The organism is Nocardia sp. NPDC058666, assembly GCF_042714895.1.
Lineage (GTDB): Bacteria > Actinomycetota > Actinomycetes > Mycobacteriales > Mycobacteriaceae > Nocardia.
In genome coordinates this window covers 83,601-108,310 of record NZ_JBHXRY010000004.1, presented here as the reverse complement: position 1 = coordinate 108,310, position 24,710 = coordinate 83,601, and the positions used below count along the sequence as shown (strand labels likewise).

Here is a 24,710-nt window from a genome sequence, read left to right as displayed (position 1 = left end):
GGCCTGCTTTGGGTTTTGGGGGGGGGGGGGGCGGGTGTTCCGGGGGGTGGGGGCAACCCCCCTCCCCTGGCGGGGGGGTCCCCCCTTCCCAGGCTGACCCCCCCCGCTACGTCTTCCCGGCCGAAGCGCGCCGGATCTGATGGTGTAAACCGGACGGTATGAGCGAAACGTCCCAGTCCATGGCCGATCTCACCCCCGAGCTGATGAACAAGATCGGCGAAGGCACCTTCACCGACCTCATCGGCCTGCGCTTCACCGAGATCACCCCCGACCGGGTGCGCGGCGAATGGGACGTCCACCCCCAACTGTTCCAGCCCGCGGGCATCCAGAACGGCGGCGTGTACTGCACCGTCATCGAAACCCTCGCCAGCGTGGGCGGCGGCGTGTGGTTCGGCGACCGCGGCCAGGTCGTCGGCGTCAACAACAACACCGATTTCCTGCGCGCCGTCCGCGAAGGCCTGCTCACCGCCGAGGCCACCCCCATCCACCGCGGCCGCAGCCAGCAACTCTGGGTCGTCGTCGTCACCGACGCCGAAGGTCGCACTGTCGCCCGAGGCCAGGTCCGCCTCCAGAACCTCGCCGTCTGAGGAGGACTAAGGCAAGGACGGGAACGGCCACACGGGATCGCCATCGGCAGGCCTCGAGGGCTTGTCGCGTCGATTTCACTATTCGCTTCGAGCCCGGCTGCCTACAACGCGAACTTTTGCAGACGGTCGCGAACCGGTTCGAGCCATCCGAACGTACCATCGTGGCGGGTGACTACATCACTATTTCGGCATGGCCATTGTGTGATGAGTGGTCCGATGATGCCGAACTGACGCTCGAGTTTGTGGTCTCTGCCCCGGCGATGTGGTGATCAGGCCGGTGACCCTCTGGCGCCAGTGACGCCGACAACGTGTTCACCGTCGAATGGGGGCAGGACGGCGTGGTCATCACCGAGGTCCGCTGCTCCCCGAATCCGAAGTCGAACTCCTGAGTAAATTTTGACCTTCTTCGAGTTGGCGGCAGTCGTCGCCTCCGTGATCCTGGCCTTCTCGGTATAGATACTGGCGGGCATCAGCCTGGATAAATGGCTGGCGTCGCAAACTCGAACTTTTGCCAAGACTCGCCGGCATCGTAGGTCGCAACTGCGCTGGATACTGAGTATATGCGTGGCCGCAGTGATTCAGTATTGGGATTCTCGTGCATAAGTAGCACGCCAAAGCTGACCGTTACAGCTCCTGGCGACCCGGTGAGCCGACGAATCGCGGGATTGGCAACGGGATCCCATTGTGAATCAGATCGCTTCCAATCTACCGGGCCTGTCGTCGAGTAGTACAGCGAACCCGACTGTCCAGAAGAAATCCTGTCCGCACTGAATCCGGCCAGCAGATCCAACTGTGTTTCACCGACTTCGTGAATATGGGTAAAAGTCTCGCCGCCGTCGGCTGATCCAACGATGTATGAGCTCATATCGTTACTGCGTGCGCATACAACGAAGAGAGCGCGATCTGATGCAGCGATAGCGGACGTGGGTCTTTCGCCGTCGTCGGTACAGGGCGGGGACCATTTGACCAGCTCTCCGTCGACAACACGGGCACCCCGCCTGGCGGATGCGAGGTCGCCGCCGCGGGGAGGGCTTTGATGCGAAGCCCAAGCCCACGTTGAAGTTCCGTAACTTGCTGTCAGTAGCTGTGCGTACTGATCATTTCCGGTAGACCACAACGAAACCGAGGAGGTTGAACGCCAGAAGGAATCGGTTACGCCTTTTGTGTAGAGATCGACTTTGCCGTCCATGGCGAGTCTCAGAAAGGATGGTCGTACGTCGGACGCTCTTGAATCGCCGATCATGTAAAGCTTGCCGATTTCCTCACCGACGGTTGGTACGGCATCTCGCTGCCAGCTCGCACCACCGTCGGAGGTCGCCCATATAGTATTCTCGTTCGGTAGCGCGAGTACACCGTTCAGCGAGTCATAAAAGGTGACGTTTTGCGCTCCGCTCGGTAGACCTGACGTCGATATATTTTGCCAACTTCGCCCACCATCTTCAGTACGTTGTATCCGCGGGCAGCCCCGTGCGTCACTGCATGGGACTTGTTCGCCGACCACCCAGCCGTGTTGATCCGAGATAAATGACACCGCAGTTGGAGAAAATGTGAAGGGAACCGCTTCCGGGCGTTTTATGAACACTACCAATATCGCGATACCCAGGAATGTTGCTGTGGCTACTATCAGGAAAATTCTCCACCGATTTGACATCATTCTCCAGGTGCTCTGTTTCGCGTGATCGGCGTGGGCGCGTATTGCCTTTTGGCGGAAGGGGGTGTCGTTCACGTGTGCTGCATGTCCGAATACTAGCTCGATAGACGAAAGATGTAAAAATGTCGTTCGGGTATCAAGACCCGGCACGGCCGGGATGGAGTGGCAGGCCTCCGGTGACCGAAATATGTCGAAATCCCTGTCTCCAGCACCGGCGGGTCTCGAGTTAGCGGACGACAACGTGGCCCGGCGTCGCAGTGGTAATGTCAACATATGTACGAAAAGTATGATTTCCGCGTCTTTCGCTACACGGCAGACCATCTCCGAAAATGGCACCTGATATTGCTCGATCTAGGCATAGAAAATAGCATTCACCCATGTATGAACCGGGATGGGGTGCTTTTTGTCGAAAATATCGGCGCAGATGCTTCGGGGGTTCCCGGGTTGAACTACGGAATGCAGTTCGGAGATGACCTGTTCAGGACGGTGGCGGTGAATGATCGACAGTTTTTGGAAGTTGCCGGACCGAAATTTTCGCGCGCAGAAGTCGCGAGTCGCTACATTGTCATGTACGCGGTGGATCTAGTTCGCGTTCATCTCGGCTTGATGTCTGTCAAAGGGGCGCTGAACGAACTCGGATTAGATCATCGAGTGACGGTGGATGAAGATTTGTGTCGGCTGTCGGTCAGTACAGAACCGGCTGTTTACAGTCTCACCGATCTGCATGATGCTGCTTCAATCAGTCGTATAATGTGCATGAAAGATGCAGAATCGGGCGTACTGCTCGCCAATGGTTTAGCGGAATCGATAGATGGATCCAATTAGTATTCGACCGCGCATCTGAATTCTTCTGGTCGCTGAACGCTCGAATTGATGAGTGTGCTGGAGCTTGTCGAAGGAGGCCTGGGTAAGTCTGACCTACTCTCAGGCCGGCGTACGGATGAGCCGGTCGTGTCGAGGGCTGCGGTCGACCACGCTCAGACGCATATGAGAAATCTGATACTGACGTCTCCTGAGTGGTACTATACGATCATATGAATGGATGTGGCGTACTAGGGAATCTGATCGATGAGCAGAGTGAATAAGTGGCCGGCGTCGACAGATGCGTGTGTGGCACTGAAAGAATATCTTGACCAGCATGCATTTAAGAATTTTTCTGTCTCTGCCGAAGTGGAGAACGCATTGGCCGGGGATTATCTCGATTTCTCGGGGGCCGATCTGTCGGGGCTATCGCTGGTCCATTCGTGGCTGATGGGCGCCGATCTGTCGGACGTCTGTTTGGTCGGCGCTGATCTATATCGATCCTGGATGCATGGTGCCCACCTTGACCGGGCCATTCTGGATGGGGCCGATATACGGAAGATCGAAGCAAGGGGGTGTACTGCCGTTGCGGCAAAGGTTCGGGGTGCTGACGCGCGAAGCGCAGTTCTGGAGGAGGCGGATCTACGATGCGCTGACCTCTCGGAAGCCGATCTTCGACAAGCAAGTCTCTCCGATGCCGATCTACGGCACGCGCGACTCGATGGGTGTAGGTACCTGCGCACCGACATGATCGGGAGTCGCCTCGGCGGCGCAAGAGTGGTTGGCGGTCAAGGATCGGTGTACGGACCTGCTGACGTGGGTGTAACGGAATCAAGGATTATCGGATCTGAAGAACTGCGACGATGGTTTCATCGTAACGGCGCGCCGGATGTTGTTGTTCTGGAATTGAAATCTCCATGAGGTCGCCCCGAATGGGGTGAAGTCTCTATTAACGGCACGAATTTTGTCAGACGGTCGCGAAACGGACACGTGACCTATGGTTCAAGACTTGGGGGATTCTGTGAAGTCGAATTTCAAGCTATATGCGCATGAACAGGAATTGCACGTACGGTTCGAGCCGTCCGGCCAAGAACATATCATCGCGGCGGGTGACTACATCACTATTTCGGTATGGCCATTGCGCGACGAACGGTCCGAGGATGCTGAGTTGACGCTGGACCGGTGGTCCGAGGAAATCGTTATCAGCCAAGACTGGTGTCTGCTGTATGTCGAGGATTCCATGGGAATGGACCTGTGTGCCTAGGATGCTCCGAGAGAATTGTGAGGCTGCCGGATGAAATTTCGGTTCATGAGTGCAGGTGAGGCGCTTACGGTCAAGTTCGAGCCGGGTGGCTTGGAGCTTGTGGTTCCTTCCGCTGGCGATGTCGTGATCAGTCCGGTGCGAGACGCTGACGGCAGTGACGACGGTAACTTGTTCACCGTCGAATGGGGGCCCGACAGTGTGGCCATCACCGAGGACCGCTGCACCCTGAACCCGAAGTTGAACTCCTGAAGAAGTTTCCTGTTTCCAGTTCAACTCACTTGCCTCTTCGATGATATTTTTCGCGACCATCCAGAAGTAGGGGGCTCCATAAGTCAAGGGCAACTCACCGTCATTGATGAATTGGGGCGTGGGGTAGGGTGCTGTTCCTAAGGGGTAAGCGAAAACTGTCGAGGGGTGTTGAATGAAACTGAGACTTCGAGCTCAGTCCCACGATGTGAGTGTGATGTTCGAGCCGGGTGGGGCCCTGTTGGAGCTGGCGTTGGATCGCTACATAGATATCGAGTGGACACCATCGGTTGAATACTCTGCCGAGTTCGGGGAAATTCAGCACTTGGATGGCATGATGGTTGTCTGGCAACCGATAGGGTGGGGATGTAAGGTGACGCTCGATTCGGGGGAAGAGTTCGATACGATGTGCTAGATCATTCGAATCCGGCGGTTCGCATCACGTGGACGAACATGAACAGCGTCGGGCAGGCCACGAGTTCCCTGTAGGCGGGGGGCGAACTACGCGTCAGTCGACCGTGGTGACCCGCCAGCCGTCGCGGTTGAGCACGTCGACGATCAGTGCGGCGATGTTCCAGGCGTCGTCGTCGCCGCGATGGTGGGTGCCCTCGAGGGGGATGTCGGCGATCTGAAGCGCGCGGTCCATGCCGGGTCGACGCTTCAGACCGTAGGACTCGGCGAACACCTGCTTCGCGTTGGTGTGTTCGGGGTTGAAGGGGTATTCGACCTCACCGGCCGCGCACTGGGCGCGAAACTGCTTGCGGTCGTAGTCACCCCAACTCGCCCACGGTCGCTCACCTGCCGCGAATTCTGTCGTCAGCAGCCGGCACGCCTCGGCGAAGTCGACGCCCGCGTCGACCTGCTCCTGGGTGAGCGTGGTGAGTTCGGTGCAGAAATCGCTCACCGTGGACCGGGTCGGGCGCACGATGATGCCGTGTTTGCTCACCCGGGTTCGGGTGGCGAGATCGACTACGGTGATGCCGATTTCGATGATCTCGTTGGTCTGGCCGGGAGGTGGGTCGCCGGTCCAGCAGGTCGCTTCGACGTCGACCACGTTGAGTAGGCCGGTCCAGTTGGTCATGGGGTGACGGTACGTCGGCAATCGGGTTCGGCGCCAATGGGTTTCGTTGGGTCGGTGTTAGGTCGTCTTACTCGTCCGAGTCCTCGGTGGGTGTGGTCTGTGTCGTCGTCTCGGTCGTTTCTGTCGGTGAGGTGGAAGTGGTTGTGGGCGTAGTTGTTTCTGTTGTCGGTGGGGAAGTGGTCGTCGTCGGCTCAGGCTCGGGCTCGGGCTCAGGCGGCGGGGGTGGCGGTGCCGGTGCGGGTGGGGGAACGAAGTGCGGAGTGCGGGTCACCGGGGCTATCGGCGCGGGGGCCGGAGGCGCGGGCTCGGGACGCACTTCGGGCGGCACTGCGGGCGGCGGAAGAACCAGGGGCGCGGAGGGCGGTGCCGGTGGGCGCACCCGTTGATGCAACGCGTCGCCCACCTGGTCGGGTTCGATGACCACCGCTTTGGTGCGACTGACGGAGGTGGTCGGCCGCTGATTCGACTCGGGTTCCGATGTCCGGAACGGCGCGCACGCCATGCCGGTCGTCAGCAGCGCGGCCGCGGCCACCGCGGCGAGGAGGTGCCTGACCATGGAACATCACCTGGTTTCAGTGACGGATTTGTCAGCAATGTTGGTTGGCTATCGCCGATAGCGGGCGTTTCGTTAACATCGCGTAAACCGAGCCGGGGTCGTCCCCGGTCAGGGTCTCGGCGGTCGCCGCGCCCTCGCGGGACATGCCAGAATGTCGCTCACCGACCACGATCCGCACAGGAGAGAACGTATGCGCTTGTCGCCGCACGAGCAGGAACGGCTGCTGTTGAGTTACGCGGCCGAACTGGCACGCCGCAGGCAAGCGCGGGGGTTGAAGTTGAACCATCCCGAGTCGATCGCGTTGATCAGCGATCACGTGCTCGAGGGCGCGCGCGACGGGCGGACGGTGGCGGAGTTGATGTCGTCGGGGCGGTCGGTGCTCACCCGCGACGACGTGATGGACGGCGTGCCGGAGATGATCCATGACGTGCAGGTCGAGGCGACGTTCCCCGACGGCACCAAGCTCGTGACCGTGCACCACCCGATCGGATAGGCGACGCCCATGATTCCCGGTGAGTACTTGTGTGCCGAGGGCACGATCGAACTGAATGCCGGCGCGGTGCGTGTCGAGCTCGAGGTGGTCAATACCGGCGACCGGCCCGTGCAGGTGGGCAGTCACGTGCACTTCCCACAGTCCAACGCCGCCTTGGCATTCGATCGCCAGGCCGCGCACGGCCACCGGCTCGACATCCCCGCCGGCACCGCGGTGCGCTTCGAACCCGGCCTGCCGCAACGAGTTTCGCTGGTTCCGATCGGCGGCACCCGTGAGGTCTACGGCATCAGCATGAACCCGCCGGGGCATCTCGATGCCTGAGTTACACGAAAACCATTGCGCGGCAGCAGCTTCGCCGCGACGTCCGGGAGAGAACCGATGACCGAACTGAGCCGCGCCCGTTACGCCGAACTGTTCGGTCCGACCACCGGCGACCGAATTCGCCTGGCCGACACCGACTTGCTCATCGAGATCACCGAAGACCGTAGCGGCGGACCGGGACTCGCGGGCGAGGAGGCGGTGTTCGGCGGCGGCAAGGTGCTGCGCGAGTCGATGGGGCAGTCGCGCGCCACCCGCGCCGACGGCGCTCCCGACACGGTCATCACCGGCGTGGTCATCATCGACCACTGGGGCATCATCAAAGCCGACGTCGGCATCCGCGACGGGCGCATCTGCGGCATCGGCAAGGCGGGCAACCCCGACACGATGACCGGCGTGCACAAAGACCTGGTGGTGGGCCCGTCCACGGAGATCATCGCTGGTAACGGCCGCATTCTCACCGCGGGCGCGATCGACTGCCACGTGCACTTCATCTGCCCGCAGCTCATGGACGAAGCGCTGGGCGGCGGCATCACCACCCTGATCGGCGGCGGCACCGGCCCCGCCGAAGGTTCCAAGGCCACCACCGTGACCCCCGGCTCCTGGCACCTGGCGCGGATGCTGGAATCCCTTGACCACTGGCCGATGAACATCGTGCTGCTGGGCAAGGGCAACACGGTCAGCCAGGAATCCATGTGGGAGCAATTGCGCGGCGGCGCATCGGGTTTCAAGCTGCACGAGGACTGGGGCTCCACCCCCGCCGCCATCGACGCCTGCCTCACCGTCGCCGACGCGGCGGGCGTGCAGGTGGCGTTGCACTCGGACACGTTGAACGAGGCCGGTTTCGTCGAAGACACCCTCGCCGCGATCGCCGGGCGCGGCATCCACGCCTATCACACCGAAGGCGCGGGCGGCGGCCACGCACCCGACATCATCACTGTCGCTTCACATCTCAACGTGCTGCCCAGCTCCACCAACCCCACCCGCCCGCACACCGTGAACACCCTCGACGAGCACCTCGACATGCTCATGGTCTGCCACCACCTCAGCCCGTCGATCCCCGAAGACCTGGCCTTCGCCGAATCGCGCATCCGCCCCTCCACCATCGCCGCCGAAGACCTCCTGCACGACCTGGGCGCCATCTCCATGATCGGCTCGGACTCGCAGGCGATGGGCCGCATCGGCGAAGTGGTGATGCGCACCTGGCAGACCGCGCACGTGATGAAGCGCCGTCGCGGCGCCCTGCCCGGCGACGGCGCGGCCGACAACGCCCGCGTGCAGCGCTACATCGCGAAATACACGATCTGCCCGGCGGTTTCGCACGGACTCGACGACGAGATCGGCTCGATCGAAGTCGGCAAACTCGCCGACCTGGTGCTGTGGGAACCCGCGTTCTTCGGCGTGCGTCCGCACGCCGTGCTCAAGGGCGGCATGATCGCCTGGGCCGCGATGGGCGACGCCAACGCCTCCATCCCCACCCCGCAGCCGGTGCTCCCGCGCCCGATGTTCGGTGCCGCCGCCCCCGCCGCCGCGGCGACATCGCTGCATTTCGTCTCCGAACAGGCCATCGACGACGGCCTCGCCAACCGCTTGAACGTGCGTCGAAAGTTGGTGCCGGTCAAGAACGCTCGCCGCGTCACCAAGGCCGACATGCCACACAACGACGCCATGCCACACATCGAAGTCGACCCCGACACCTTCACCGTGCGCATCGACGGCGAAGTCTGGGCCGAAGAGCCCGCCACCGAACTGCCGATGGCGCAGCGGTACTTCCTGTTCTGACGGGGCCCTGCGATCGTGTCGCAGGCTCGAGGTAGTCTCGGCGCGATCCGAGCGGGGCGGGTTTGGGGCGCTCCTAGTCGGCAACAGCCGGGCACCGGCGGGAGGGGAGCGCAGCGTGGACGACTTGACCAGTGCCGCCGATGATCTGGCGCGGTGGGCGCAAGATCTGGAACGTCAAGCGGAGAAATACCAGCAGCTACACGGCCAGATGGCGCAGGTCAGTGTCACCGATACCTCCGCCGACGGGCGGATCAGCGTGACCGTCGACGCCGACGGATCGACTACCGCGATCACCCTGACCCCTGCGGTGCGCGGGATGGACCCCGCGGCCGTCGCGACCGAGTTGATGGCGTGCACGCGGCGTGCGCAGTCGCGGCTGCGCGAACGGGTGACCGTTCTGGTGCACGACATGGTCGGCACCGACGAGGCGGGTGCGGCGATCGTGGGCCAGTACAACGACCGATTCCCTGATCCCGAGGCGCCCCTGAGCACGCCTGCGCCGATGCCGCCGGCCGAGCCGTGGCCGCCGGTCACGTCGGCCCCACCCACCCGCAAGCCCGACCGCGACCGGGTCGTGGCACCCGACGAGCCGTCCGAAGAAGATCTGTTCTACCAGCGCAAATCCTGGCTGCAGTAGGCACCGCGCCTTCTGAAATAGGGGCGCCTTCAACCAGATCGAGAACTGCGGACTCGACCGAGTTCGCCGGAGAAGGGATCTCGGTGTGACCAGTGTGTTGAACGTGAATCTCGAGGCGATCAGGTCGCAGGCCTGCTCGGTGGACGAAGTCGCCCGCGGGGTGGCCACCGCGCTCGAGGCGGTGAACTACCTCGCCCACGCCGACGACGGTTACGGCCTGCTACTGAAGCCGTACGCGGTGGCCACCCTCAACGCGCTGCACGACGAGATCACCGAAACCCTCGCCCTGCTCGACACGTCGACCGCGCAGATGCCCGAGAAACTGCGCACCGCCGCCGACACGTTCGAATCGTGTGACACCACCCGCGCGGGCGAGCTGAAGGTCGTCGCCGCCGAGATCGACAGCAGGGCCTGACCATGGCCGACGGACCCAACGCGGCGGGCCGATTCCTCAACCAGCACACGATCCTGCCCGGCACGGTGAGCAGCTTCGACGACGGCGAAGCCCCGCAGAACGACCTGCTCGAAGGCGGCGTCGACTACCGCAACAGCTACTACCAGGAAAGCAATTTCCTGTTCAGCAATGTCGGTGTTCCGCAAGGTGGGGACGAGCCCAACGCCGGCATCATGAAAGGCACGCTGCACGGCGACACCTGGGAGAACGGACTCGGCCTGCACAAGGCGCTCACCGGTAACGGCTCGGTCCTGGACAGCACCGAGGCCATCGCCAAAGCGGCCAGCACAGGCCATGATTGGTACGACGCGGCGTCGATGTTCGGCAAGGCGATCAAGGGCACCTCCACCCTGGCGAAATTCGATCCGTTCAACTTCCTGGGCACGCAGCTGATGGGCTGGATGCTCGAACACGTCGAACCGATGCGCAAGTCCCTGGATTCGATCTCCGGCAACCCCGACATGGTCAAGGCCTACAGCGACTCCTGGGCCAAGATCGCCGCGCACCTGCAGACCACCGCACAAGCGTGGGCGGGCGCGCTGGACACCGGCATCGGCGATTGGGCCGGCTGCGCTGCCGAGGCGTACCGGAAGAAGGCCACCGAACTCACCGGCCGGATCGCCGAGAAGGCGGCGATCGCCGACGTGCTCGCCAAGTGCAACGAGGGCATGAAACGGGTCGTGGAAACCGTGCGCACGATCATCGTCGAGATCCTGAGCAGTCTGGCGGGGATGCTGGCCGAGGCGACCGCGATTCTGCTGGTGTCCGCGGGCACCGCCACGCCCGCGCTGATCGCCCGCGCGCTGTTCGAGATCTCGTTCGCCACCGCGAAGGTCGGGACTCTGCTTCTGGAGCTTTCCCAGGCGATGATGTCGTTGAAGTCGATGGCCTTGAACGCGGCCACACTCATTCGCGGCGTGACCGAGGTCGAGACCGCGAAGTAGATGCCGGTGTCTACTCGCGGTCGGTGGCAGACTGCGAATATGACGACCAACGATTGGGCCGACGTCGACAACTACATCGTCACCACCCTCGTAGGCGAGGAAGGCGTGCCCGCCCTGACCGCCAACGCCGACGCGGGCCTGCCCGCCATCGACGTCTCCCCACCCCAGGGCAAACTGCTGAACCTGTTGGCGCGCACCGCGAAAGCCCGCCGAGTCCTGGAAATCGGCACCCTCGGCGGCTACAGCACCGAATGGCTGGCCCGCGCGGTCGGCGACGGCGGCCTGGTGGTCACCCTCGAATTCGAACCCCGCCACGCCAAGGTCGCCCGACAGAACCTGGACCGCGCCGGCGTAGGCGACCGCGTAGAAATCCTTGTCGGCGCGGCCCTGGACACCCTGCCCGGTGTCGCCGAAGACCTGACCGAACCCTTCGACCTGGTCTTCATCGACGCCGACAAGGTCAACAACTCCCACTACGTCCAGTGGGCCCTGCGCCTGACCAAGCCCGGCTCGGTGATCATCGTCGACAACGTGGTCCGCGCGGGCACGGTCGCCGACGAACACACCGAAGACCCGAACGCCCGAGCCAGCCGCGACCTGATCGACCTGCTCGCCGCCGAACCCAGCCTCGACGCCACCGTCATCCAGACCGTCGGTTCGAAGGGCTGGGACGGCTTCGCCTACGCCGTGGTCAACGGCCCGAATTCCTGATTTTCACCGCCCGGCAATGCGGACGGTCACTGCCGGGCGGTCGGGATTCATCGCGGGTTAGCTGCCGTCGATAGCGTTGCGGTGTCGTCGAAGGAGCCGCACCATGGAATTCCGCCACCTCGTCTCGTTCATCACCCTCGCCGAAGAGTTGCATTTCGGGCGCGCGGCACAGCGTCTGCACCTCACTCAGCCCAGCCTCAGTGCCCAGTTGCAGAAGCTGGAGAAATCCCTCGAAGTCCAACTGGTGGCCCGTAATTCGCACGAAGTTCGGCTGACACCGGCGGGCCGGGAGTTCGAACTGCAAGCCCGCCAGATCATCGCCCAACTCGACCGGGCAGCCGAGGCCGCGAAGGCGACCGCCGCCGGTCGCGCGGGCAGCCTGAACATCGGCTACAACCTGCCCGCCAGCAAACACGTGCTGCCCGACGCGCTGGCCCAACTGACCGACCGGCATCCCGGCATCTCGGTGTCGTTGTGGGAGAAGCGAACCGGGCCGCAACTGGCCGCACTGGCCGACGGATCCCTCGATCTGGCCATGGTCTACGGTCACCCCAGTACCGCCGATTTTCGGTATCGCCGTGTGCTGCAACGGATTCCGCTGGTAGCCGTCGTCGGCCGACAGCACCGCTGGGCCCACCGGTCGCACGTGCCGTTCGCGGAACTGCGCGATCAGGACTGTGTGCTGTTCGCTCGCGATCAGTGCCCGGCGATGTACGACACGATTGCGCGCTCGGCCGCGCAGACGCGAATCTCGTTGAACATCACCCACCTTGCCGACGATCCCGGCGCCACCGCCCATATCGTCTCGGTGCGCCCAGTGGTCGGATTCGCCTCGTTGCCCCGAGCGGTGTCGGCGGGTATGGGGTCGTCGGACACCGACCCGGTGGCGGTGAAACTGGTCGATCCGGTCCCGACCCTGGATCTGCATGTGGTGTGGCGGGCCGACGAACAGAATCCGGCGGTGGCCCGGTTTTTGGACTGCCTGGCCGACACCGCACACACCGACGCCGCGTGACGGCTACTTCAAGCCCGACCGCACGAACGCGTTGACGATGTGGCGTTGCAGCACCAGATACAGCAGCAGCACCGGCAGACAGGCCAGACCCGCCAGTGCCATCATCGGCCCCCACTGATCGCCCTCGGAGCCCATGAAACTGCGCAGGCCCAGCTGCAGGACCGCATTGGACTGACGCAAAACCACTGCGGGCCAGAAGTATTCGTTCCACGCGTTGATGAACAACACAATGCCCAGTGCGGCGAGGGCGGGCCGCAGGTTCGGCACCACCACCGTCCACAGGATCGACCACGACGAGCGTCCGTCGATCCTCGCGGCGGCGATGAGTTCTTTCGGAAACGCCGACATGTGTTGGCGCAACAGCAGTACCGCAAGCGCCGAGCACAGTGTCGGCAGCACGACACCGATCAGCGTGTTGATCAGGCCCAGCTGGTTGAGCAGGAGGTAGTTGGGCAGCATCGTCACCTGGAACGGCACCAGCCACACCCCGACGAACGCCAGATACAGCAGCTTCTGCAGCGGGAACGTGTAGACGGCGAACGCGTAGGAGGCCAGCAGCGCGATCAACAGCTGGCCCGCCGCCGAGAGCACCGCGACGAAGAACGTGTTGGCGATCAGGCCGGCGATGTCGACCTTGTGTGCCGCGTCGAGGTAGTTGGCCGTCGACAGCGGCCACGGGATCGGCGACAGCGAGGTGACGTCTTCGGGTCTGCGCAGCGAGGTCGCGAACAGCCAGTAGATCGGGAACACGCACACCAGCGCCGTGACGGCGAGCAGCAGATGGCTGCCCAGGCCGCGCAGTCGTTCAATCGTCATGGACGGCAACCTTTTCCGAGATCCAGACCAGCACTGCGGCCACCAGGCCGAAGCCGACGAACAGCAGCACACCGGCCGCGGCGCTCAGACCGGCGTCGAAACTGTGGAAGGCGTAGTCCCAGAGCAGGTAGTAGATGTTGGTGGTCGACTGCGCCGGGCCGCCCTGGGTCATCGAGTCGATGAGCGGGAAAGTCAGTGTGGGACTGAGTAATACCGTGGTGAGAATCAGGAACAACACAGTGGGTGACAGCAGCGGGAGCGTGATCCACCGTCGGATCTGTCCGGCGGAGGCGCCGTCGACCCTGGCCGCTTCGTCGTAGTCGCCGCTGATCCCGGCCAGGCCCGCCCACGCCACGAGCATCGCGAAACCGATCAGGTGCCAGGCGGTGATCGCGATGATCACCGCCTGCGCGGTCGAGGTCTCGTAGACCCAGTTGCGGTCGGAGCCGGTCAGCTGGGCCAGAAACCCTGACCCCGGGTGCAGCAACCAGCGCCACACCGCCGCCGCCGCGACCGGCGCGACCAGGAACGGCGCGAACACCAGCGCCTGATAGACGGTGCGCGCCCGACCGGTCACCCGACCGCTCGCCATCGCGATGACGACCGGCAGCACCACCGTGAACGGCAGCAGACCCAGAATCAGTGTCCCGGTGCGGCCCAGCGCACCCCAGAAAGACGGAAGATCCAGCAGCCGTGCGTAATTGGCGGTGCCAACCGGTGTCATCGGTGCGGTCGGCAGCAGGTTCCACGAGTAGGTGGACAGTTGCACAGCCTGCACCAGTGGCTGATACGTCCACACGACCAGCAGCACCAGCGCCGGACTCAGGTAGAGGTACGGCGCGACGAACCGTGCCACCCGGCGGCGGGTGAATCGTCGGCGCACCGGCTGCACCACGGTCGGTGTCGGCGACCCCGATGCCTCGATGACGAACATCTACCGCACCTTCCGGGCGGCGGTGATCGCGGCGATCTGGTCGAGCATGTCCTGTTCGGGCCGGTCGTAGACCATCTCGGCGGGCGCTGCGTCGATCGCGGTGGCCAACACTGTCGACTCGAGCACGTCGATGCGGCTGTACCCGAGTGCGGCGAAGCCGCGGTGCCTGCCCGCCGGTGCCATCGCATCCAGGCGGTAGGCGATGGCGGGGCCGATCCACACCGGAATCCCGGCCAGGGCGGAGGCGCCGGTGAGGTGGTTGTGCCCGCACAGAATCATCCGGACATCGGTGCCCGCCACGACCTCCGCCAACTGTTCGGCATCTTTGAGGCGGAGGAAGTCGAGGGTGGCGAGCGGGGAGCGCAGCGGCGGATGGTGCACCACCAGGACGGTGCCGTGCGGGGCGGGCGTGCGCAGGATGTCTGCCAGCCAGGCGAGTTGTTCGGGTTCGAGCTTGCCGTCGTGCTCGTGCGGAGTTGTGCTGTCCAGCACGATGATTCGAACCCCTGCGACCTCGACGCACTGGTCGTGGGGCTGGGTCGAGTCCACGGTTTCATACCCGAGCAATTCGATGCCGAAGGCTGTGCGTTCGTCGTGATTGCCCATCGCATAGACGATTTCGGCACCGAGGTCGGCCGCGACCGGCTCGACTGCGGCGCGCAACCGCCGGTACGCCTGCGGTGATCCGTTGTCGCTGAGATCACCGGAGAAGATCAGCACGTCGACGCGTTGCCCGAACTCTCGCAGCCGGGCGAGCACCGTGTTCAGATTGGCCGCGGTGTCGACCCCGTGGAGCAGTTCACCCTCGGCCCGCAGGTGGGTGTCGGTGATCTGGACGATCGTCAGCTCGCTCATGATTTCGGCATGAGTTCGGTGCCCGCCGCACGGGCCGCGGTGAGCGTGGTCTGCGGGTCGGCGCCCTGGAACACCACGGCTTCGACGGCGTCCATCATGCCGTCACGCATCTGCAGATAGTTGTTGCCCGGCATCGAAACCCACGGCTCCATGGTGGCCAGTTGCGCCACGTTCGGGCGCGACAGCGGGTTCTGGTCGGCCCATTCCTTCAGCCCGCCTACCTCCTCGAGCAGGCCGGTCCGCAGCGGCAGGTAACCGATGTTCTGCGCGATCTTCTGGTAGGAATCCTCGCTGGTGAGGTGCTTGATCAACTCCCACGCCGCACGCTGCTTTACGGGGTCATCGGACAGAATATGCAGGCCCGCACCGGAGTTCGTCGGCACAACCGGTTTCGTGCCGAAGCCGGGCATCGGCGCCGAACGCAGGTCCCATTTGCCCTTCGAGCCGGTGACGAAAAGGCTTTGCAGCGCACTGGTTTCGAGCATCATGCCGATCTCGCCGCGGGCGAACGCCTCGTAGCCCTGTTTCTGGTTGAGCTTGGGCATACTGCCGGTGTTCACCAGGTTCTGCGCCATCTCGGCGACTTCGACGGCGGGTGCGTCGGCATAGGTGAGGCTGTTGCGGTCTTCGGAGATCACCCGGCCACCGTTGGAACGCACCAGCGACTGGAAACACCAATCCTTGGAAGTCTTTGTCAGACAGTCGATGTAGACGCCACCCTTGCCGGTGCGGTCGGCGATGGTCTTCGCGGCGGTGGTGACTTCGTCCCAGGTGGTGGGCGGCTTGGCGGGGTCGAGCCCGGCCTCGGTGAACAGCGACGCGTTCAAATACAGCACGGGCGTGGAGAAGACGAACGGAACGCCATAGGTGTGGCCCTTCCAGTCGTCGAGCGTGCGGGCGCGCGGTGCGTAGGCGTGCCGGGCGCCGTCGAAATTCTGCTGCACGGCCTGCGCTCCGACCAGCTGGTCCAGGGGCTTGGCTTTGAGCTGGTTGATGGTGAAATCCAGGTCGGAGAAGCCGAGTTGGGCCACATCGGGCGGGGTGCCCGCGACCATCTGGTTCTGGATGCTGGAGACGGTGTCGGTGGCCGGGTTGGGGCTGTTGCCCTGCGGTTTCTGCGCGGTGACCTTGATGTTGGGATGCTTAGCGCTGAAATCGGCGATCAGGGCGTTGAAGGTGTCGGTCCACGCGCCAGCGACGCCGTAGCTGTAGGACTCGAAGACGATCGAAACCTGTTGGTCAGCAGTCAGTTCGGGGATCTGCGCGGTGGTGGTCGCGTCGGTGGACCCGGTGGTGCCCAGGCCGCAGCCGGTGAGAGCGAGGGTGAGTGCCAGGCCCAGTGCGGGCAGTGTGCGTTTCATGGTGATCTCCTCAGGGGACGGGAACTGCGGCTGTCTTCGAAAGAGGTTGGGATGCTTGCCAAGTCAGACGCAGGCCGGTGTCCGGGTCGAACAGGTGGATGTCGGATGGATCGACCCGGCAAGCGATATCCTCGCCCACCCGGACGCCCGCCGGACGCGCCGCCCGCAGGCAGAGACCGGACTCGAGGTGCACGAGTTCCTCGCTGCCGAGGTTCTCGACCATCCGCACCCGGCCACGGACATCCCCGGACGTGTCGTCGATGCGCAGGCGTTCGGGACGGATTCCGGCGACGACGGCGGTGGCGTCGCCGGAAACCTCGGTGATGTCCAGCGCGGCGTCGACACCGTCCGCGATCAGCCTCAGGTGGCCGTCGGTCGAGGTGACGACAGCGGGAAACAGGTTCATCGGGGGCGAGCCCAGAAAGCCGGCCACGAAGGTCGAGCGCGGGTGGTCGTACAGCTGCTCCGGGGTGCCGCACTGTTCGACGCGACCCTCGTTGAGCAGCGCGATGCGGGTGGCCATCGTCATCGCCTCGACCTGATCGTGGGTGACATACAGGAACGTCGCACCCAGCCGCTGGTGCAGCGAGATCAGTTCCGCGCGGGTCGCGCTGCGCAGTTTCGCGTCGAGGTTCGACAGCGGCTCATCCATGAGGAACGCGCCGGGATCACGAACCATGGCGCGCGCCAACGCAACTCGCTGCCGCTGCCCGCCCGACAGCGCGACCGGCCGTCGCTGCAACAGCGCCGAGATCTCCAGCGTCGCCGCCACCTCGGCGACCCGTCGCGTGATCTCCGCCCGCGGCCTGCGCCGAGCCCGCAACGGAAACCCGATATTGCGCGCCACCGACAGATGCGGATACAGCGCGTAGCTCTGGAACACCATCGCCAGATCCCGCCGCTGCGGCGCCGCGTCCGTCACGTCGACGCCGCCCACCAAAATCCGCCCGGCGCTCGGCTCCGCGAGCCCGGCGATCATCCGCAACAACGTGGACTTGCCGCACCCGCTGGGCCCCAGCAACACCATGAACTCACCGTCGGCGATGTCGAGACTCACCTCGCGCACCGCGTACTCGGCATCGAACTTCTTCGACACCGCTTCGATCTGCAGTCGTGCCATGCGCCCAGTGTCGAGCTCGCGAGGGCCCACGCGCGGGTGCGATAGTCAACGTCGATCGGTCCAGTTGTCTGGGCACCATCGACCCGCGAACGGCGCCGTCAGCTGCCTGATCTGGTCAGTGCGTCGTTGTTCGCGGCGGCGTGGGTGCTCGGCGATTCCTGTGCCGGCCGGATGTCAGCGCAAGCGGACCGGGAGTTCGAGCAGGCCTCGGATGAGTGTGCTGGATTGCCAGTGCAGGTCGGCGGTGGGGGACAGGGTCAGGTCGGGGTAGCGGCGGAGCAGGGCCGTGAAGGCGATTTCGGCTTCCACTCGGGCCAGGGGAGCGCCGACACAGAAGTGGATGCCGTGGCCGAAGGCCAGGTGGCCGGGGGTGGGGGTGTCGGTGGTGAGGGTATCGGCGTCGGGGAAGCGCGCGGGGTCTCTGTTGGCGGCGGCGAGGGAGACGTAGACGAGTTCGTCGGCGGGGATTTCGGTGTCGCCCAGCGTGATCGGTTCGGTGGTGTAGCGGACGGTGGCCATGTCGACCGGGCCGTCGAAGCGGAGGAATTCCTCGATGGCGGCCGGAATTCCGGTGGGATCGGTGCGCAGGGACTTCCACTGGTCGGGGTTGCGCAGCAGGGCCAGGACGCCGTTGCCGATGAGGTTCACGGTGGTCTCGTGGCCTGCGACCAGCAGCAGGAAGGCCATGGAGACGAGTTCGCGGTCGGTGAGTCGGTCGCCGTCGTCGTCGGCCAGGACCAGTTGGGACAGCAGGTCGTCGGCGGGCTCGGATTGCTTGGTGCGCACCAGTTTCGCGAGGTAGCCCACCATCGCCGCCGACGCGGCCAGGCGTTGTTCCTCCGCGGATTCACCGACTACGGTCACCAATGCCTTTGTCCAGGCTTGGAAGTCGTCGCGGTCGTCGAACGGGACACCGAGCAGTTCGCAGATCACCGTCACCGGAAGGGGATTGGCGAACTCGGCCATCAGATCGACGTCGTCACGGTCGCTCATCGCGTCCAGCAGTGACTCGGTGATCTGTTCGATGCGGGGGCGCAGCGCGGCGACCTGCTTGCTGGTGAACGCCTTGTTGACCAGTTTGCGCAGGCGAGTGTGCACGGGCGGGTCGGTGCCGAGCATATGGCTCAGCAGCGCAAGGACATTCGGGTCCGTCGGAGTGGATTGCTTTTTGCTCTGCACGATTTCGTCGACGTGCGAGATGTCCTTGCGGAAACGTGGGTCGGCGAGGGCGATCTTGGCTTCCTGGTAGCCCACGACCACCCAGCGGATCACGTTGTCGGGAAACAGAACTCGGTGGACGGGCCCGGTGGCGCGCCAGCGGGCGTAGTGCGCGTGCGGGTCGTCGAAGAAGTCGGTGCCGATGGACTCGACGGGGGCGGGGGTCGTTAGGTCGGCCATCGGATCGACGGTACCTGGGTCCGGTGAACAGCGCATCAAGCGTGGGAACTACGTGGAAAACCCTGTGCCGCGCGGTAATTCGTCAGAAACAATGATCGGCCGGGTCGTGTCCCCGGCCGATCAGTCGGTGCGATCAGCGCGACCCGTGCAACACGACCTTGCCGTTGCGACCGGGAGTCTCGGACACCACAGCGGCCTCGGCAGCCTGATCGAGCGGGAAATCCGCCTGCACATCCTGGCGCAATGTCCCGTTGGCGGCGAGCGTCACCACTTCGGTGATCAACCGGACATAGTCGGCACGCCCGATCTCGGAACTGCGCTTCTGACCCCAGAAACCCTTCACCACAGCCTGTTTGAAGATCACAGCCCCGGTGTCGATGATCAGCGGCTTGCCCGACAGCGCACCGAACGAGATCAGTTCACCGCGCGGCGCCAGCAACGCCATCAGATCACCCGCGGCGGTACCACTGACCTGGTCGACAGCGCGCACGATCGGCTCACCACCGGTGATATCGGCCCCCGTGGCCAGCCAGCCCACCGATTCGGTATCCAGCACCGGCCCGTAACCCAACTTCTCCAACGCCAGCACCGACGCGGGCCCGCGCACCAAACTCAACACCCGCACCCCGCGTGCCTTCGCGAACAAGTTCAACAACCGCCCCACCGCGCCATTGGCCGCGTTCACCACGATCCACTGCCCGGACTTCACCTGCAGATCGTCGAGCAACATCAGCGCGCTCAACGGCATCGCCAACAACTGACAGGCCGTCTCATCGGGCACCGAGTCCGGCATCGGCACCGCCTGATCGGCACGCGCGAGGAAGAAATCCGCCCACGCCCCCTGCAGCCCGGCCAGCGCGATCCGCTGCCCCACCTGCAGGTTATCCACCCCCTCGCCGACCGCATCCACAACACCGACCGCCTCGGTCCCCGGAATCGCGGGCAACGGCGGCCGATACCCGTACACCCCACGAATGATCGCCAGATCGTGATTATGAATCGGCGACAGCGCCATCTTGACCCGCACCTGCCCAGCCCCCGGCTCGGGAACGGGCACCTCCTGCGCGGTGAGCACGTCCTTCGGTTCGCCGAATTCGTCGATGACAACTGCATGCATGTCCGCCTCCGTGCTGGTTGCGAGTGACTTGCCGAGCATGATCCCGCTCCATTGTGGCACTGCGGGTGGCGTGGGTTGATCAGGCGACGGTCCTGGGGTGATGTCGCGGTTGTCAATACGCCACAGGAGTGACGCGGGGTACCCGGGTACGGCATGGAAGTAGTTCTCACGGTGGACGAAGACCGACAGGGGCGCACCTACGCTCAGTACATGGCTGAATCGCTCGGAACCCGTACGCCCGCAGCGCAATCCGGACACCGCATTGCCGAGCTCGATATTCTGCGCGGCTTCGCCCTGTTCGGGATTCTGATCACCAATGTGCTCGTGGCGACCTCGCTGTGGTCGGTGATCGGCACCCGTGACGTCCCGGTGCTGCGCTTCGACGGCACCGTCGACCTGCTGGTGCGCGCCACGGTCGACGCGCTGTTCACCGGGCGGTTCTACCTGCTGTTCGCGTTCCTGTTCGGGTACTCGTTCACCCTGCAGATCGCGGCGGCGCAGCGAGCCGGGGCCTCGCCCACGCGCCGACTGCTGCGACGGTGCGCCGCGCTGATGGTGATCGGGCTGGTGCACGTCTACCTGCTGTGGATCGGCGACATCCTCACGCTCTACGCCTTCCTGTGCCTGATTCTCATCGCGTTGCGCAAGCTGCGGCCCCGTACCGCGGTGATCACCGCGGTCGTGCTGTACGCGACGTGGTCGGCCTGGAGTCTGCTGCCGGGCTTCAGTGGCGTGCTGGTGTTCGGGGAGTTCGTCGACCTGCCCGCGATGGCCGCCGACTACACCGGGAGCTTCGCGTCGACGATGGACACCCAGACCGCACTCGCGCCGCTGTTCCTGTTGTTGATCTGGTTCGCCCAGGGCGTGCCGAGCCTGGCCATGTTCCTGATCGGCATGGCGGCGGGCAAACGAAACCTGTTCGCCGACCCGGATCTGCTGCGCCGCTGGTCATTTCGCGTACTGCTGACCGGTTTCGGCCTTGGCCTGCCGATCTCGGCGATGACCTTCGCGGAATCGATGCAGTGGTGGCATCCGCCCACGGTGGTCCACGGTCTGCAAATGCTGGTGAACCCGGCCATGACCTTCGCCTACGTCGCCGCGGTCCTGCTGGCGGCGCGATCCGCGCGACTGGGCCGCGTCACCGCCCTGCTCGCCCCCGCCGGACGCATGGCCGCCACCAACTACATCGGCCAGTCGATCGTGATGGTGCTGGTCTACACCGGGTACGGCCTGGCGCTGGCCGACACTGTCGCACCCTTGGCCGTGATCGGGATCGCCCTGCTCACCTTCGCCGCCCAACTCGCCCTCAGTGCCTGGTGGTTGCGCGGCCACCCCTACGGACCGGTGGAGTGGTTGCTACGCGCCGCGACCTACCTGACCGTTCCCCCGTGGCGCACCGCTGTGCGGTGACCGGCGAACCGGGGTTCCGGCTCACGCCGACGCAGGGCGGTGGAATTCGGCTCGCCAGCGGTGGCGGCCCGAGGTGTCGGGGCGGGGGACGGTTTCCACGCGGACCTGGATGAGGTCGGGGGTGGTGAAGGTGTCGATGTCGGCTCGGGTCAGGGGCCAGGGCGGGCCGGTGGTGTCGGTGGGACGGTGGATGTCGGCGATGACGAGCAGGGTCGCGTTGGGGGACAACAGGTTTGCGATATTGGTGATGGCGGTGGTGCGGACGTCCGGGGGCAGCGATTGGACGGTGATGGACTCGATGACCACGTCGAAGGCGTGCAGCCATGCGGGTGGCGGATCGAGGAGGTCGGCGACGGTGTAGGTCACGGGGGAGTGGGGGAAGCGGGCTCGGGCGGCGCGGATGGCGGTGGGGGATACGTCGAAAGCGGTGGTTCGGATACCTTGAGAGGCAACGTATTCCGCGTCGGTGCCGTAGCCGCAGCCGATCACCAGGCCGCGTGCACCCTGGGGTAGGTCCGCGGTGCGGAACCAGTCGACGAGTAGGGGATTGGGTACGTCGCGGTCCCAGGGGACCACCGAGTTCCCCGCCGCGGCTTCGGCGTAGAGCGGTTCGAACCACCCGGTCGGGTCGTTGGCAGCGAGGGCCTGGGCGGCGAGTCGACGGTCGGCGGGCGGTTGCGCGTCGGTCATAAGCCCAGTCTTCCCCACCGACGCCCACCGTGCCGCCCGACATTCGTCGGCGCGCCCGACGACCGGCGATCTGGTCGATTGATCACCACGCTCTGGTGGTTGGATTCTGGTCCGAAATTCAACCACCAGAGCGTGGTGATCTTGAAAACCTATCTAGGGGGTCGATTCCGTGGCGGATCGGCGGGCGGCGCGGGCGACGAAACCGTCGCACAAGGCCTCCAAGCCCAGGAACAGCAGGTCCTCGGAGGTCAGGTCGCTTACGCCGGCACCGTTGAGATCGGCCAGGGCGGGCGGGACGGGGGAGGAAGGTTTTCCGTCGAGCAGATCGCGCAGACCGTTGGCGTCGTCGGTGGCGGTGCGCTTCTCGGCCAGCAGGGCGCCGCCGACCACCGGCAGGCTCGCCCCGGAAATGTAGTTCCACACCGAGAACGCCATCGTGGTCGCCTCTCGCGCGGACACATCCAGCTCGCGCAGACCCTCGACCAACCACGCCAAACTGGCCAGACCCTGCGGTCCGAAACTGTAGCGGGGCACGGCGAAGGTGAGCAGGATCCAGGGATACCGCTGGTAGAGCATCCAATCGATCTCCGCGGCGATGCGAACCCGGTCGCGCCAGGTCCAGCCCTGACCGGTGGGGTCGGGGTACGGGTGACGGGCCGCGACCTCGTCGGTCATGGCCGCGATGAGCTCGTCCTTGTTGGCCACGTGCCGGTACAGCGACATGGTGCCCACTTCGAGGCGGTCCGCGAGCCGACGCATCGACACCGCGTCCAGCCCGTCGGCGCCGGCCAGGGTGATCGCGGCGTCGACGATCGCGGTGCGGGTCAGCTTCGCCTCGGTCATCCCATGACTCGCTTTCTTAATACGACCTTCATGCGTACACTGTACCCAATACCCGCGTACGGTGTACGCACAACCGTGGAAGGAAGTCGGAATGACGAAGCTGGAACCGGCGGCGCCCACCGCAGTCGCCGGTGGACGCCGCGCATGGCTCGGACTGGGCGTGCTGCTGCTGCCGGTGCTGCTGGTGTCGATGGACATCTCGGTGCTCTTCCTCGCCATGCCGACACTCACGGCCGACCTGGATCCCACTGCCTCGCAACAGCTCTGGATCCTGGACATCTACGGGTTCATGCTGGCGGGCCTGCTCATCACCATGGGCAACCTCGGCGACCGGATCGGGCGACGCAACATCCTGCTCGTGGGCGCGGCCATCTTCGGCATCGCCTCGGTATTCGCCGCGTTCGCGCCCACCGCGCCGATCCTGATCGCCGCGCGCGTGCTCATGGGTGTCGGTGGCGCGACGCTGCTGCCGTCGAGCCTGGCGCTGATCTCCAACCTGTTCCCCGACGCCCGCCAACGCGCGACCGCGATCGGCGTGTGGACCGCGTTCTTCGCCGGTGGTTCCGCGGTCGGGCCGATCATCGGCGGGCTGCTGCTGCACCACTTCTGGTGGGGTTCGGTGTTCCTGATCAACATTCCGGTGCTGGCGATCCTGCTGATCTTCGGGCCGATCCTGCTGCCCGAACACCGCTCCACCGCGCTGGGCCCGATCGATATTCCCAGCGTCGCACTGTCGATCGGCGGCATCCTGCCGTTGATCTACGGGGTCAAGCACATGGCTGCCGAGGGCTTCGACATCGTGTCGTTGGTGATCGCGGTGATCGGTGTGGCACTGCTGGTGGTGTTCGTGCGCAGGCAACGTCATCTGACCGAACCGCTGCTGGACCTGACATTGTTCGCCCGGCCGCTGTTCCGGGTGGCGATCGGCGCGTGCCTGGTCGGCATGATGTCCCTGGCAGCGCTGAGCTACCTGACCAGCATCTACCTGCAATCGGTGACCGGCCGTGACGCGCTGGCCGCCGCGCTGCTGGGCGTTCCGATGGCGATCGCGGTGTTCGGCTGCTCGATGAGCGGCGCCCGGTTGAGTCTGCGGCTGGGAGTGCGCGCGACGTTCACCCTCGCGCTGCTGCTGTCGGCTGTCGGCAACCTGATGCTGCTGGGCGTTGGTGTCGACGGTGGGGTCGGCTGGTACATCGCGGGCTCGGTGACCGCCGGTATCGGGTACGGCTTCTCGTTCACCCTGGTGTCCGACGTCGCGGTGTCGGCGGTACCCCCCGAGCGGGCGGGCTCCGCGGTCGGGATCTCCGAAACCAGTTTCGAACTGGGCAACGCGCTGGGCCTGGCCCTGCTGGGCTCGGTCGCGGCACTGGTGTTCCGCTCCGGCGGCGACTTCGGCGAAACCCTGGGCGACACCCTGCTGCACTCCGGTGGCGACAACGCACTGATCCACGCCGCCCGCGAATCCTTCGTCAGCGGAATGCACCTGGCGACCACAATCGGTGCGGCCTTGCTGATCGTGATGGCGGCGCTGGCCTGGCGCTCGGCCCGCACCGTACGCTGACGAGCCGCGTCGTGCACGACCGCCCGGTGACGTGACCGCCACCACTGCGCGTGCCTATGCCCGGC

At 64.9% G+C, this 24,710-nt stretch carries 27 protein-coding genes and 1 pseudogene; 15 read left to right on the top strand and 13 right to left on the bottom strand.

From position 1 onward, the window contains the following. Positions 1–158: 158 nt before the first annotated feature. Positions 159–587 carry a PaaI family thioesterase gene (locus ACFWVD_RS12140; protein WP_379242083.1) on the top strand — a complete coding sequence of 143 codons (429 nt, stop codon included), beginning with the start codon at positions 159–161 and terminating at the stop codon, positions 585–587. Positions 588–1,056: 469 nt separating this feature from the next. Here the strand turns inward: ACFWVD_RS12140 and ACFWVD_RS12135 are convergent, their stop codons facing one another. After that, the gene (locus ACFWVD_RS12135; RefSeq protein WP_379242082.1) at positions 1,057–1,452 is read right to left on the bottom strand and encodes a hypothetical protein; all 396 of its coding nucleotides are present in this window, start codon (positions 1,450–1,452) and stop codon (positions 1,057–1,059) included. 1,059 nt (positions 1,453–2,511) lie between these two features. Between ACFWVD_RS12135 and ACFWVD_RS12130 the strand changes: the two genes are divergently transcribed. The 4 genes from ACFWVD_RS12130 to ACFWVD_RS12115 all read left to right on the top strand — a co-directional run bounded on the left by ACFWVD_RS12130 (position 2,512) and on the right by ACFWVD_RS12115 (position 4,552). Beyond that, positions 2,512–3,063 (top strand): hypothetical protein, encoded by a 552-nt coding sequence (locus ACFWVD_RS12130; protein ID WP_379242081.1) that lies wholly within the window; start codon positions 2,512–2,514, stop codon positions 3,061–3,063. A gap of 285 nt (positions 3,064–3,348) precedes the next feature. Beyond that, on the top strand, positions 3,349–3,960 hold the full coding sequence (locus ACFWVD_RS12125) for a pentapeptide repeat-containing protein (protein ID WP_379242080.1): 612 nt from the start codon (positions 3,349–3,351) through the stop codon (positions 3,958–3,960). Positions 3,961–4,060: 100 nt separating this feature from the next. Next, a complete protein-coding gene (locus ACFWVD_RS12120; protein ID WP_379242079.1) occupies positions 4,061–4,303 on the top strand; it encodes a hypothetical protein in 243 nt (80 codons plus the stop codon). A gap of 45 nt (positions 4,304–4,348) precedes the next feature. Continuing rightward, the gene (locus ACFWVD_RS12115) at positions 4,349–4,552 is read left to right on the top strand and encodes a hypothetical protein (RefSeq protein WP_379242078.1); all 204 of its coding nucleotides are present in this window, start codon (positions 4,349–4,351) and stop codon (positions 4,550–4,552) included. A 505-nt stretch (positions 4,553–5,057) separates the two neighbouring features. Here the strand turns inward: ACFWVD_RS12115 and ACFWVD_RS12110 are convergent. Further along, positions 5,058–5,630 (bottom strand): exonuclease domain-containing protein, encoded by a 573-nt coding sequence (locus tag ACFWVD_RS12110; protein ID WP_379242077.1) that lies wholly within the window; start codon positions 5,628–5,630, stop codon positions 5,058–5,060. 67 nt (positions 5,631–5,697) lie between these two features. After that, complete coding sequence (locus ACFWVD_RS12105) at positions 5,698–6,186, bottom strand: hypothetical protein (protein ID WP_379242076.1); 489 nt, start codon at positions 6,184–6,186, stop codon at positions 5,698–5,700. A 190-nt stretch (positions 6,187–6,376) separates the two neighbouring features. Between ACFWVD_RS12105 and ACFWVD_RS12100 the strand changes: the two genes are divergently transcribed. The 8 genes from ACFWVD_RS12100 (at position 6,377) to ACFWVD_RS12065 (ending at position 12,540) form a co-directional block, all read left to right on the top strand. Further along, positions 6,377–6,679: an urease subunit gamma gene (locus tag ACFWVD_RS12100; RefSeq protein ID WP_378557353.1), complete on the top strand. Its 303-nt coding sequence runs from the start codon at positions 6,377–6,379 to the stop codon at positions 6,677–6,679. A gap of 9 nt (positions 6,680–6,688) precedes the next feature. Beyond that, positions 6,689–7,000, top strand: coding sequence for an urease subunit beta (locus ACFWVD_RS12095; protein ID WP_379242075.1), 312 nt, complete (start codon positions 6,689–6,691; stop codon positions 6,998–7,000). Between the two features lie 57 nt (positions 7,001–7,057). Next, positions 7,058–8,779, top strand: coding sequence for an urease subunit alpha (locus ACFWVD_RS12090; RefSeq protein WP_379242074.1), 1,722 nt, complete (start codon positions 7,058–7,060; stop codon positions 8,777–8,779). Between the two features lie 115 nt (positions 8,780–8,894). After that, positions 8,895–9,416, top strand: coding sequence for a YbaB/EbfC family nucleoid-associated protein (locus ACFWVD_RS12085; protein ID WP_379242073.1), 522 nt, complete (start codon positions 8,895–8,897; stop codon positions 9,414–9,416). Positions 9,417–9,501: 85 nt separating this feature from the next. Continuing rightward, positions 9,502–9,831: a type VII secretion target gene (locus ACFWVD_RS12080; RefSeq protein ID WP_379242072.1), complete on the top strand. Its 330-nt coding sequence runs from the start codon at positions 9,502–9,504 to the stop codon at positions 9,829–9,831. 2 nt (positions 9,832–9,833) lie between these two features. Beyond that, a complete protein-coding gene (locus tag ACFWVD_RS12075; RefSeq protein WP_379242071.1) occupies positions 9,834–10,814 on the top strand; it encodes a hypothetical protein in 981 nt (326 codons plus the stop codon). A 39-nt stretch (positions 10,815–10,853) separates the two neighbouring features. Next, positions 10,854–11,525: an O-methyltransferase gene (locus ACFWVD_RS12070; protein WP_379242070.1), complete on the top strand. Its 672-nt coding sequence runs from the start codon at positions 10,854–10,856 to the stop codon at positions 11,523–11,525. 103 nt (positions 11,526–11,628) lie between these two features. Further along, positions 11,629–12,540 carry a LysR family transcriptional regulator gene (locus ACFWVD_RS12065; protein WP_379242069.1) on the top strand — a complete coding sequence of 304 codons (912 nt, stop codon included), beginning with the start codon at positions 11,629–11,631 and terminating at the stop codon, positions 12,538–12,540. A 3-nt stretch (positions 12,541–12,543) separates the two neighbouring features. Here ACFWVD_RS12065 and ACFWVD_RS12060 read toward each other — a convergent pair whose 3' ends face one another. The 8 genes and pseudogenes from ACFWVD_RS12060 to ACFWVD_RS12025 form a co-directional block, all read right to left on the bottom strand. Further along, positions 12,544–13,356: a carbohydrate ABC transporter permease gene (locus ACFWVD_RS12060; protein ID WP_379242068.1), complete on the bottom strand. Its 813-nt coding sequence runs from the start codon at positions 13,354–13,356 to the stop codon at positions 12,544–12,546. Beyond that, positions 13,346–14,290, bottom strand: a complete 945-nt coding sequence (locus ACFWVD_RS12055; RefSeq protein WP_379242067.1) for a carbohydrate ABC transporter permease — start codon at positions 14,288–14,290, stop codon at positions 13,346–13,348. The genes ACFWVD_RS12060 and ACFWVD_RS12055 overlap by 11 nt, the downstream gene beginning before the upstream one ends. Further along, complete coding sequence (locus ACFWVD_RS12050; RefSeq protein WP_379242066.1) at positions 14,291–15,145, bottom strand: metallophosphoesterase; 855 nt, start codon at positions 15,143–15,145, stop codon at positions 14,291–14,293. After that, the gene (locus ACFWVD_RS12045) at positions 15,142–16,506 is read right to left on the bottom strand and encodes an ABC transporter substrate-binding protein (RefSeq protein WP_379242065.1); all 1,365 of its coding nucleotides are present in this window, start codon (positions 16,504–16,506) and stop codon (positions 15,142–15,144) included. Before ACFWVD_RS12045 ends, ACFWVD_RS12050 begins: the two co-directional genes overlap by 4 nt. A 10-nt stretch (positions 16,507–16,516) precedes the next feature. Further along, positions 16,517–16,912: a TOBE domain-containing protein gene (locus ACFWVD_RS12040; RefSeq protein WP_379242470.1), complete on the bottom strand. Its 396-nt coding sequence runs from the start codon at positions 16,910–16,912 to the stop codon at positions 16,517–16,519. A gap of 291 nt (positions 16,913–17,203) precedes the next feature. Next, positions 17,204–17,527: pseudogene (locus ACFWVD_RS12035) on the bottom strand (ATP-binding cassette domain-containing protein); the annotation flags it as partial. A 273-nt stretch (positions 17,528–17,800) separates the two neighbouring features. Continuing rightward, positions 17,801–19,024, bottom strand: coding sequence for a cytochrome P450 (locus ACFWVD_RS12030; RefSeq protein WP_379242064.1), 1,224 nt, complete (start codon positions 19,022–19,024; stop codon positions 17,801–17,803). Positions 19,025–19,157: 133 nt separating this feature from the next. Continuing rightward, the gene (locus ACFWVD_RS12025) at positions 19,158–20,141 is read right to left on the bottom strand and encodes a zinc-binding dehydrogenase (RefSeq protein ID WP_379242063.1); all 984 of its coding nucleotides are present in this window, start codon (positions 20,139–20,141) and stop codon (positions 19,158–19,160) included. A 210-nt stretch (positions 20,142–20,351) separates the two neighbouring features. Between ACFWVD_RS12025 and ACFWVD_RS12020 the strand changes: the two genes are divergently transcribed. After that, positions 20,352–21,551, top strand: coding sequence for a DUF418 domain-containing protein (locus ACFWVD_RS12020; RefSeq protein WP_379242062.1), 1,200 nt, complete (start codon positions 20,352–20,354; stop codon positions 21,549–21,551). Between the two features lie 21 nt (positions 21,552–21,572). Here ACFWVD_RS12020 and ACFWVD_RS12015 read toward each other — a convergent pair whose 3' ends face one another. Next, positions 21,573–22,241, bottom strand: coding sequence for a class I SAM-dependent methyltransferase (locus ACFWVD_RS12015; protein WP_379242061.1), 669 nt, complete (start codon positions 22,239–22,241; stop codon positions 21,573–21,575). Positions 22,242–22,394: 153 nt separating this feature from the next. After that, positions 22,395–23,084, bottom strand: a complete 690-nt coding sequence (locus tag ACFWVD_RS12010) for a TetR/AcrR family transcriptional regulator (RefSeq protein ID WP_379242060.1) — start codon at positions 23,082–23,084, stop codon at positions 22,395–22,397. Between the two features lie 91 nt (positions 23,085–23,175). Between ACFWVD_RS12010 and ACFWVD_RS12005 the strand changes: the two genes are divergently transcribed. Then, entirely contained in the window at positions 23,176–24,645 is a 1,470-nt protein-coding gene (locus ACFWVD_RS12005) for an MFS transporter (RefSeq protein WP_379242059.1), read from the top strand. Positions 24,646–24,710: the final 65 nt, after the last annotated feature.

Excerpts from the sequence above, each read along its gene's own strand:
- ACFWVD_RS12060 (WP_379242068.1), bottom strand. The coding sequence starts at position 13,356 with ATGACGATTGAACGACTGCGCGGCCTGGGCAGCCATCTGCTGCTCGCC.
- ACFWVD_RS12100 (WP_378557353.1), top strand. The coding sequence starts at position 6,377 with ATGCGCTTGTCGCCGCACGAGCAGGAACGGCTGCTGTTGAGTTACGCG.
- ACFWVD_RS12030 (WP_379242064.1), bottom strand. The coding sequence starts at position 19,024 with ATGGCCGACCTAACGACCCCCGCCCCCGTCGAGTCCATCGGCACCGAC.
- ACFWVD_RS12115 (WP_379242078.1), top strand. The coding sequence starts at position 4,349 with ATGAGTGCAGGTGAGGCGCTTACGGTCAAGTTCGAGCCGGGTGGCTTG.
- ACFWVD_RS12075 (WP_379242071.1), top strand. The coding sequence starts at position 9,834 with ATGGCCGACGGACCCAACGCGGCGGGCCGATTCCTCAACCAGCACACG.
- ACFWVD_RS12090 (WP_379242074.1), top strand. The coding sequence starts at position 7,058 with ATGACCGAACTGAGCCGCGCCCGTTACGCCGAACTGTTCGGTCCGACC.
- ACFWVD_RS12055 (WP_379242067.1), bottom strand. The coding sequence starts at position 14,290 with ATGTTCGTCATCGAGGCATCGGGGTCGCCGACACCGACCGTGGTGCAG.
- ACFWVD_RS12045 (WP_379242065.1), bottom strand. The coding sequence starts at position 16,506 with ATGAAACGCACACTGCCCGCACTGGGCCTGGCACTCACCCTCGCTCTC.
- ACFWVD_RS12040 (WP_379242470.1), bottom strand. The coding sequence starts at position 16,912 with ATGAACCTGTTTCCCGCTGTCGTCACCTCGACCGACGGCCACCTGAGG.
- ACFWVD_RS12050 (WP_379242066.1), bottom strand. The coding sequence starts at position 15,145 with ATGAGCGAGCTGACGATCGTCCAGATCACCGACACCCACCTGCGGGCC.
- ACFWVD_RS12065 (WP_379242069.1), top strand. The coding sequence starts at position 11,629 with ATGGAATTCCGCCACCTCGTCTCGTTCATCACCCTCGCCGAAGAGTTG.
- ACFWVD_RS12005 (WP_379242059.1), top strand. The coding sequence starts at position 23,176 with ATGACGAAGCTGGAACCGGCGGCGCCCACCGCAGTCGCCGGTGGACGC.
- ACFWVD_RS12025 (WP_379242063.1), bottom strand. The coding sequence starts at position 20,141 with ATGCATGCAGTTGTCATCGACGAATTCGGCGAACCGAAGGACGTGCTC.
- ACFWVD_RS12015 (WP_379242061.1), bottom strand. The coding sequence starts at position 22,241 with ATGACCGACGCGCAACCGCCCGCCGACCGTCGACTCGCCGCCCAGGCC.
- ACFWVD_RS12070 (WP_379242070.1), top strand. The coding sequence starts at position 10,854 with ATGACGACCAACGATTGGGCCGACGTCGACAACTACATCGTCACCACC.
- ACFWVD_RS12140 (WP_379242083.1), top strand. The coding sequence starts at position 159 with ATGAGCGAAACGTCCCAGTCCATGGCCGATCTCACCCCCGAGCTGATG.
- ACFWVD_RS12010 (WP_379242060.1), bottom strand. The coding sequence starts at position 23,084 with ATGACCGAGGCGAAGCTGACCCGCACCGCGATCGTCGACGCCGCGATC.
- ACFWVD_RS12095 (WP_379242075.1), top strand. The coding sequence starts at position 6,689 with ATGATTCCCGGTGAGTACTTGTGTGCCGAGGGCACGATCGAACTGAAT.
- ACFWVD_RS12130 (WP_379242081.1), top strand. The coding sequence starts at position 2,512 with ATGTACGAAAAGTATGATTTCCGCGTCTTTCGCTACACGGCAGACCAT.
- ACFWVD_RS12105 (WP_379242076.1), bottom strand. The coding sequence starts at position 6,186 with ATGGTCAGGCACCTCCTCGCCGCGGTGGCCGCGGCCGCGCTGCTGACG.
- ACFWVD_RS12110 (WP_379242077.1), bottom strand. The coding sequence starts at position 5,630 with ATGACCAACTGGACCGGCCTACTCAACGTGGTCGACGTCGAAGCGACC.
- ACFWVD_RS12135 (WP_379242082.1), bottom strand. The coding sequence starts at position 1,452 with ATGAGCTCATACATCGTTGGATCAGCCGACGGCGGCGAGACTTTTACC.
- ACFWVD_RS12020 (WP_379242062.1), top strand. The coding sequence starts at position 20,352 with ATGGCTGAATCGCTCGGAACCCGTACGCCCGCAGCGCAATCCGGACAC.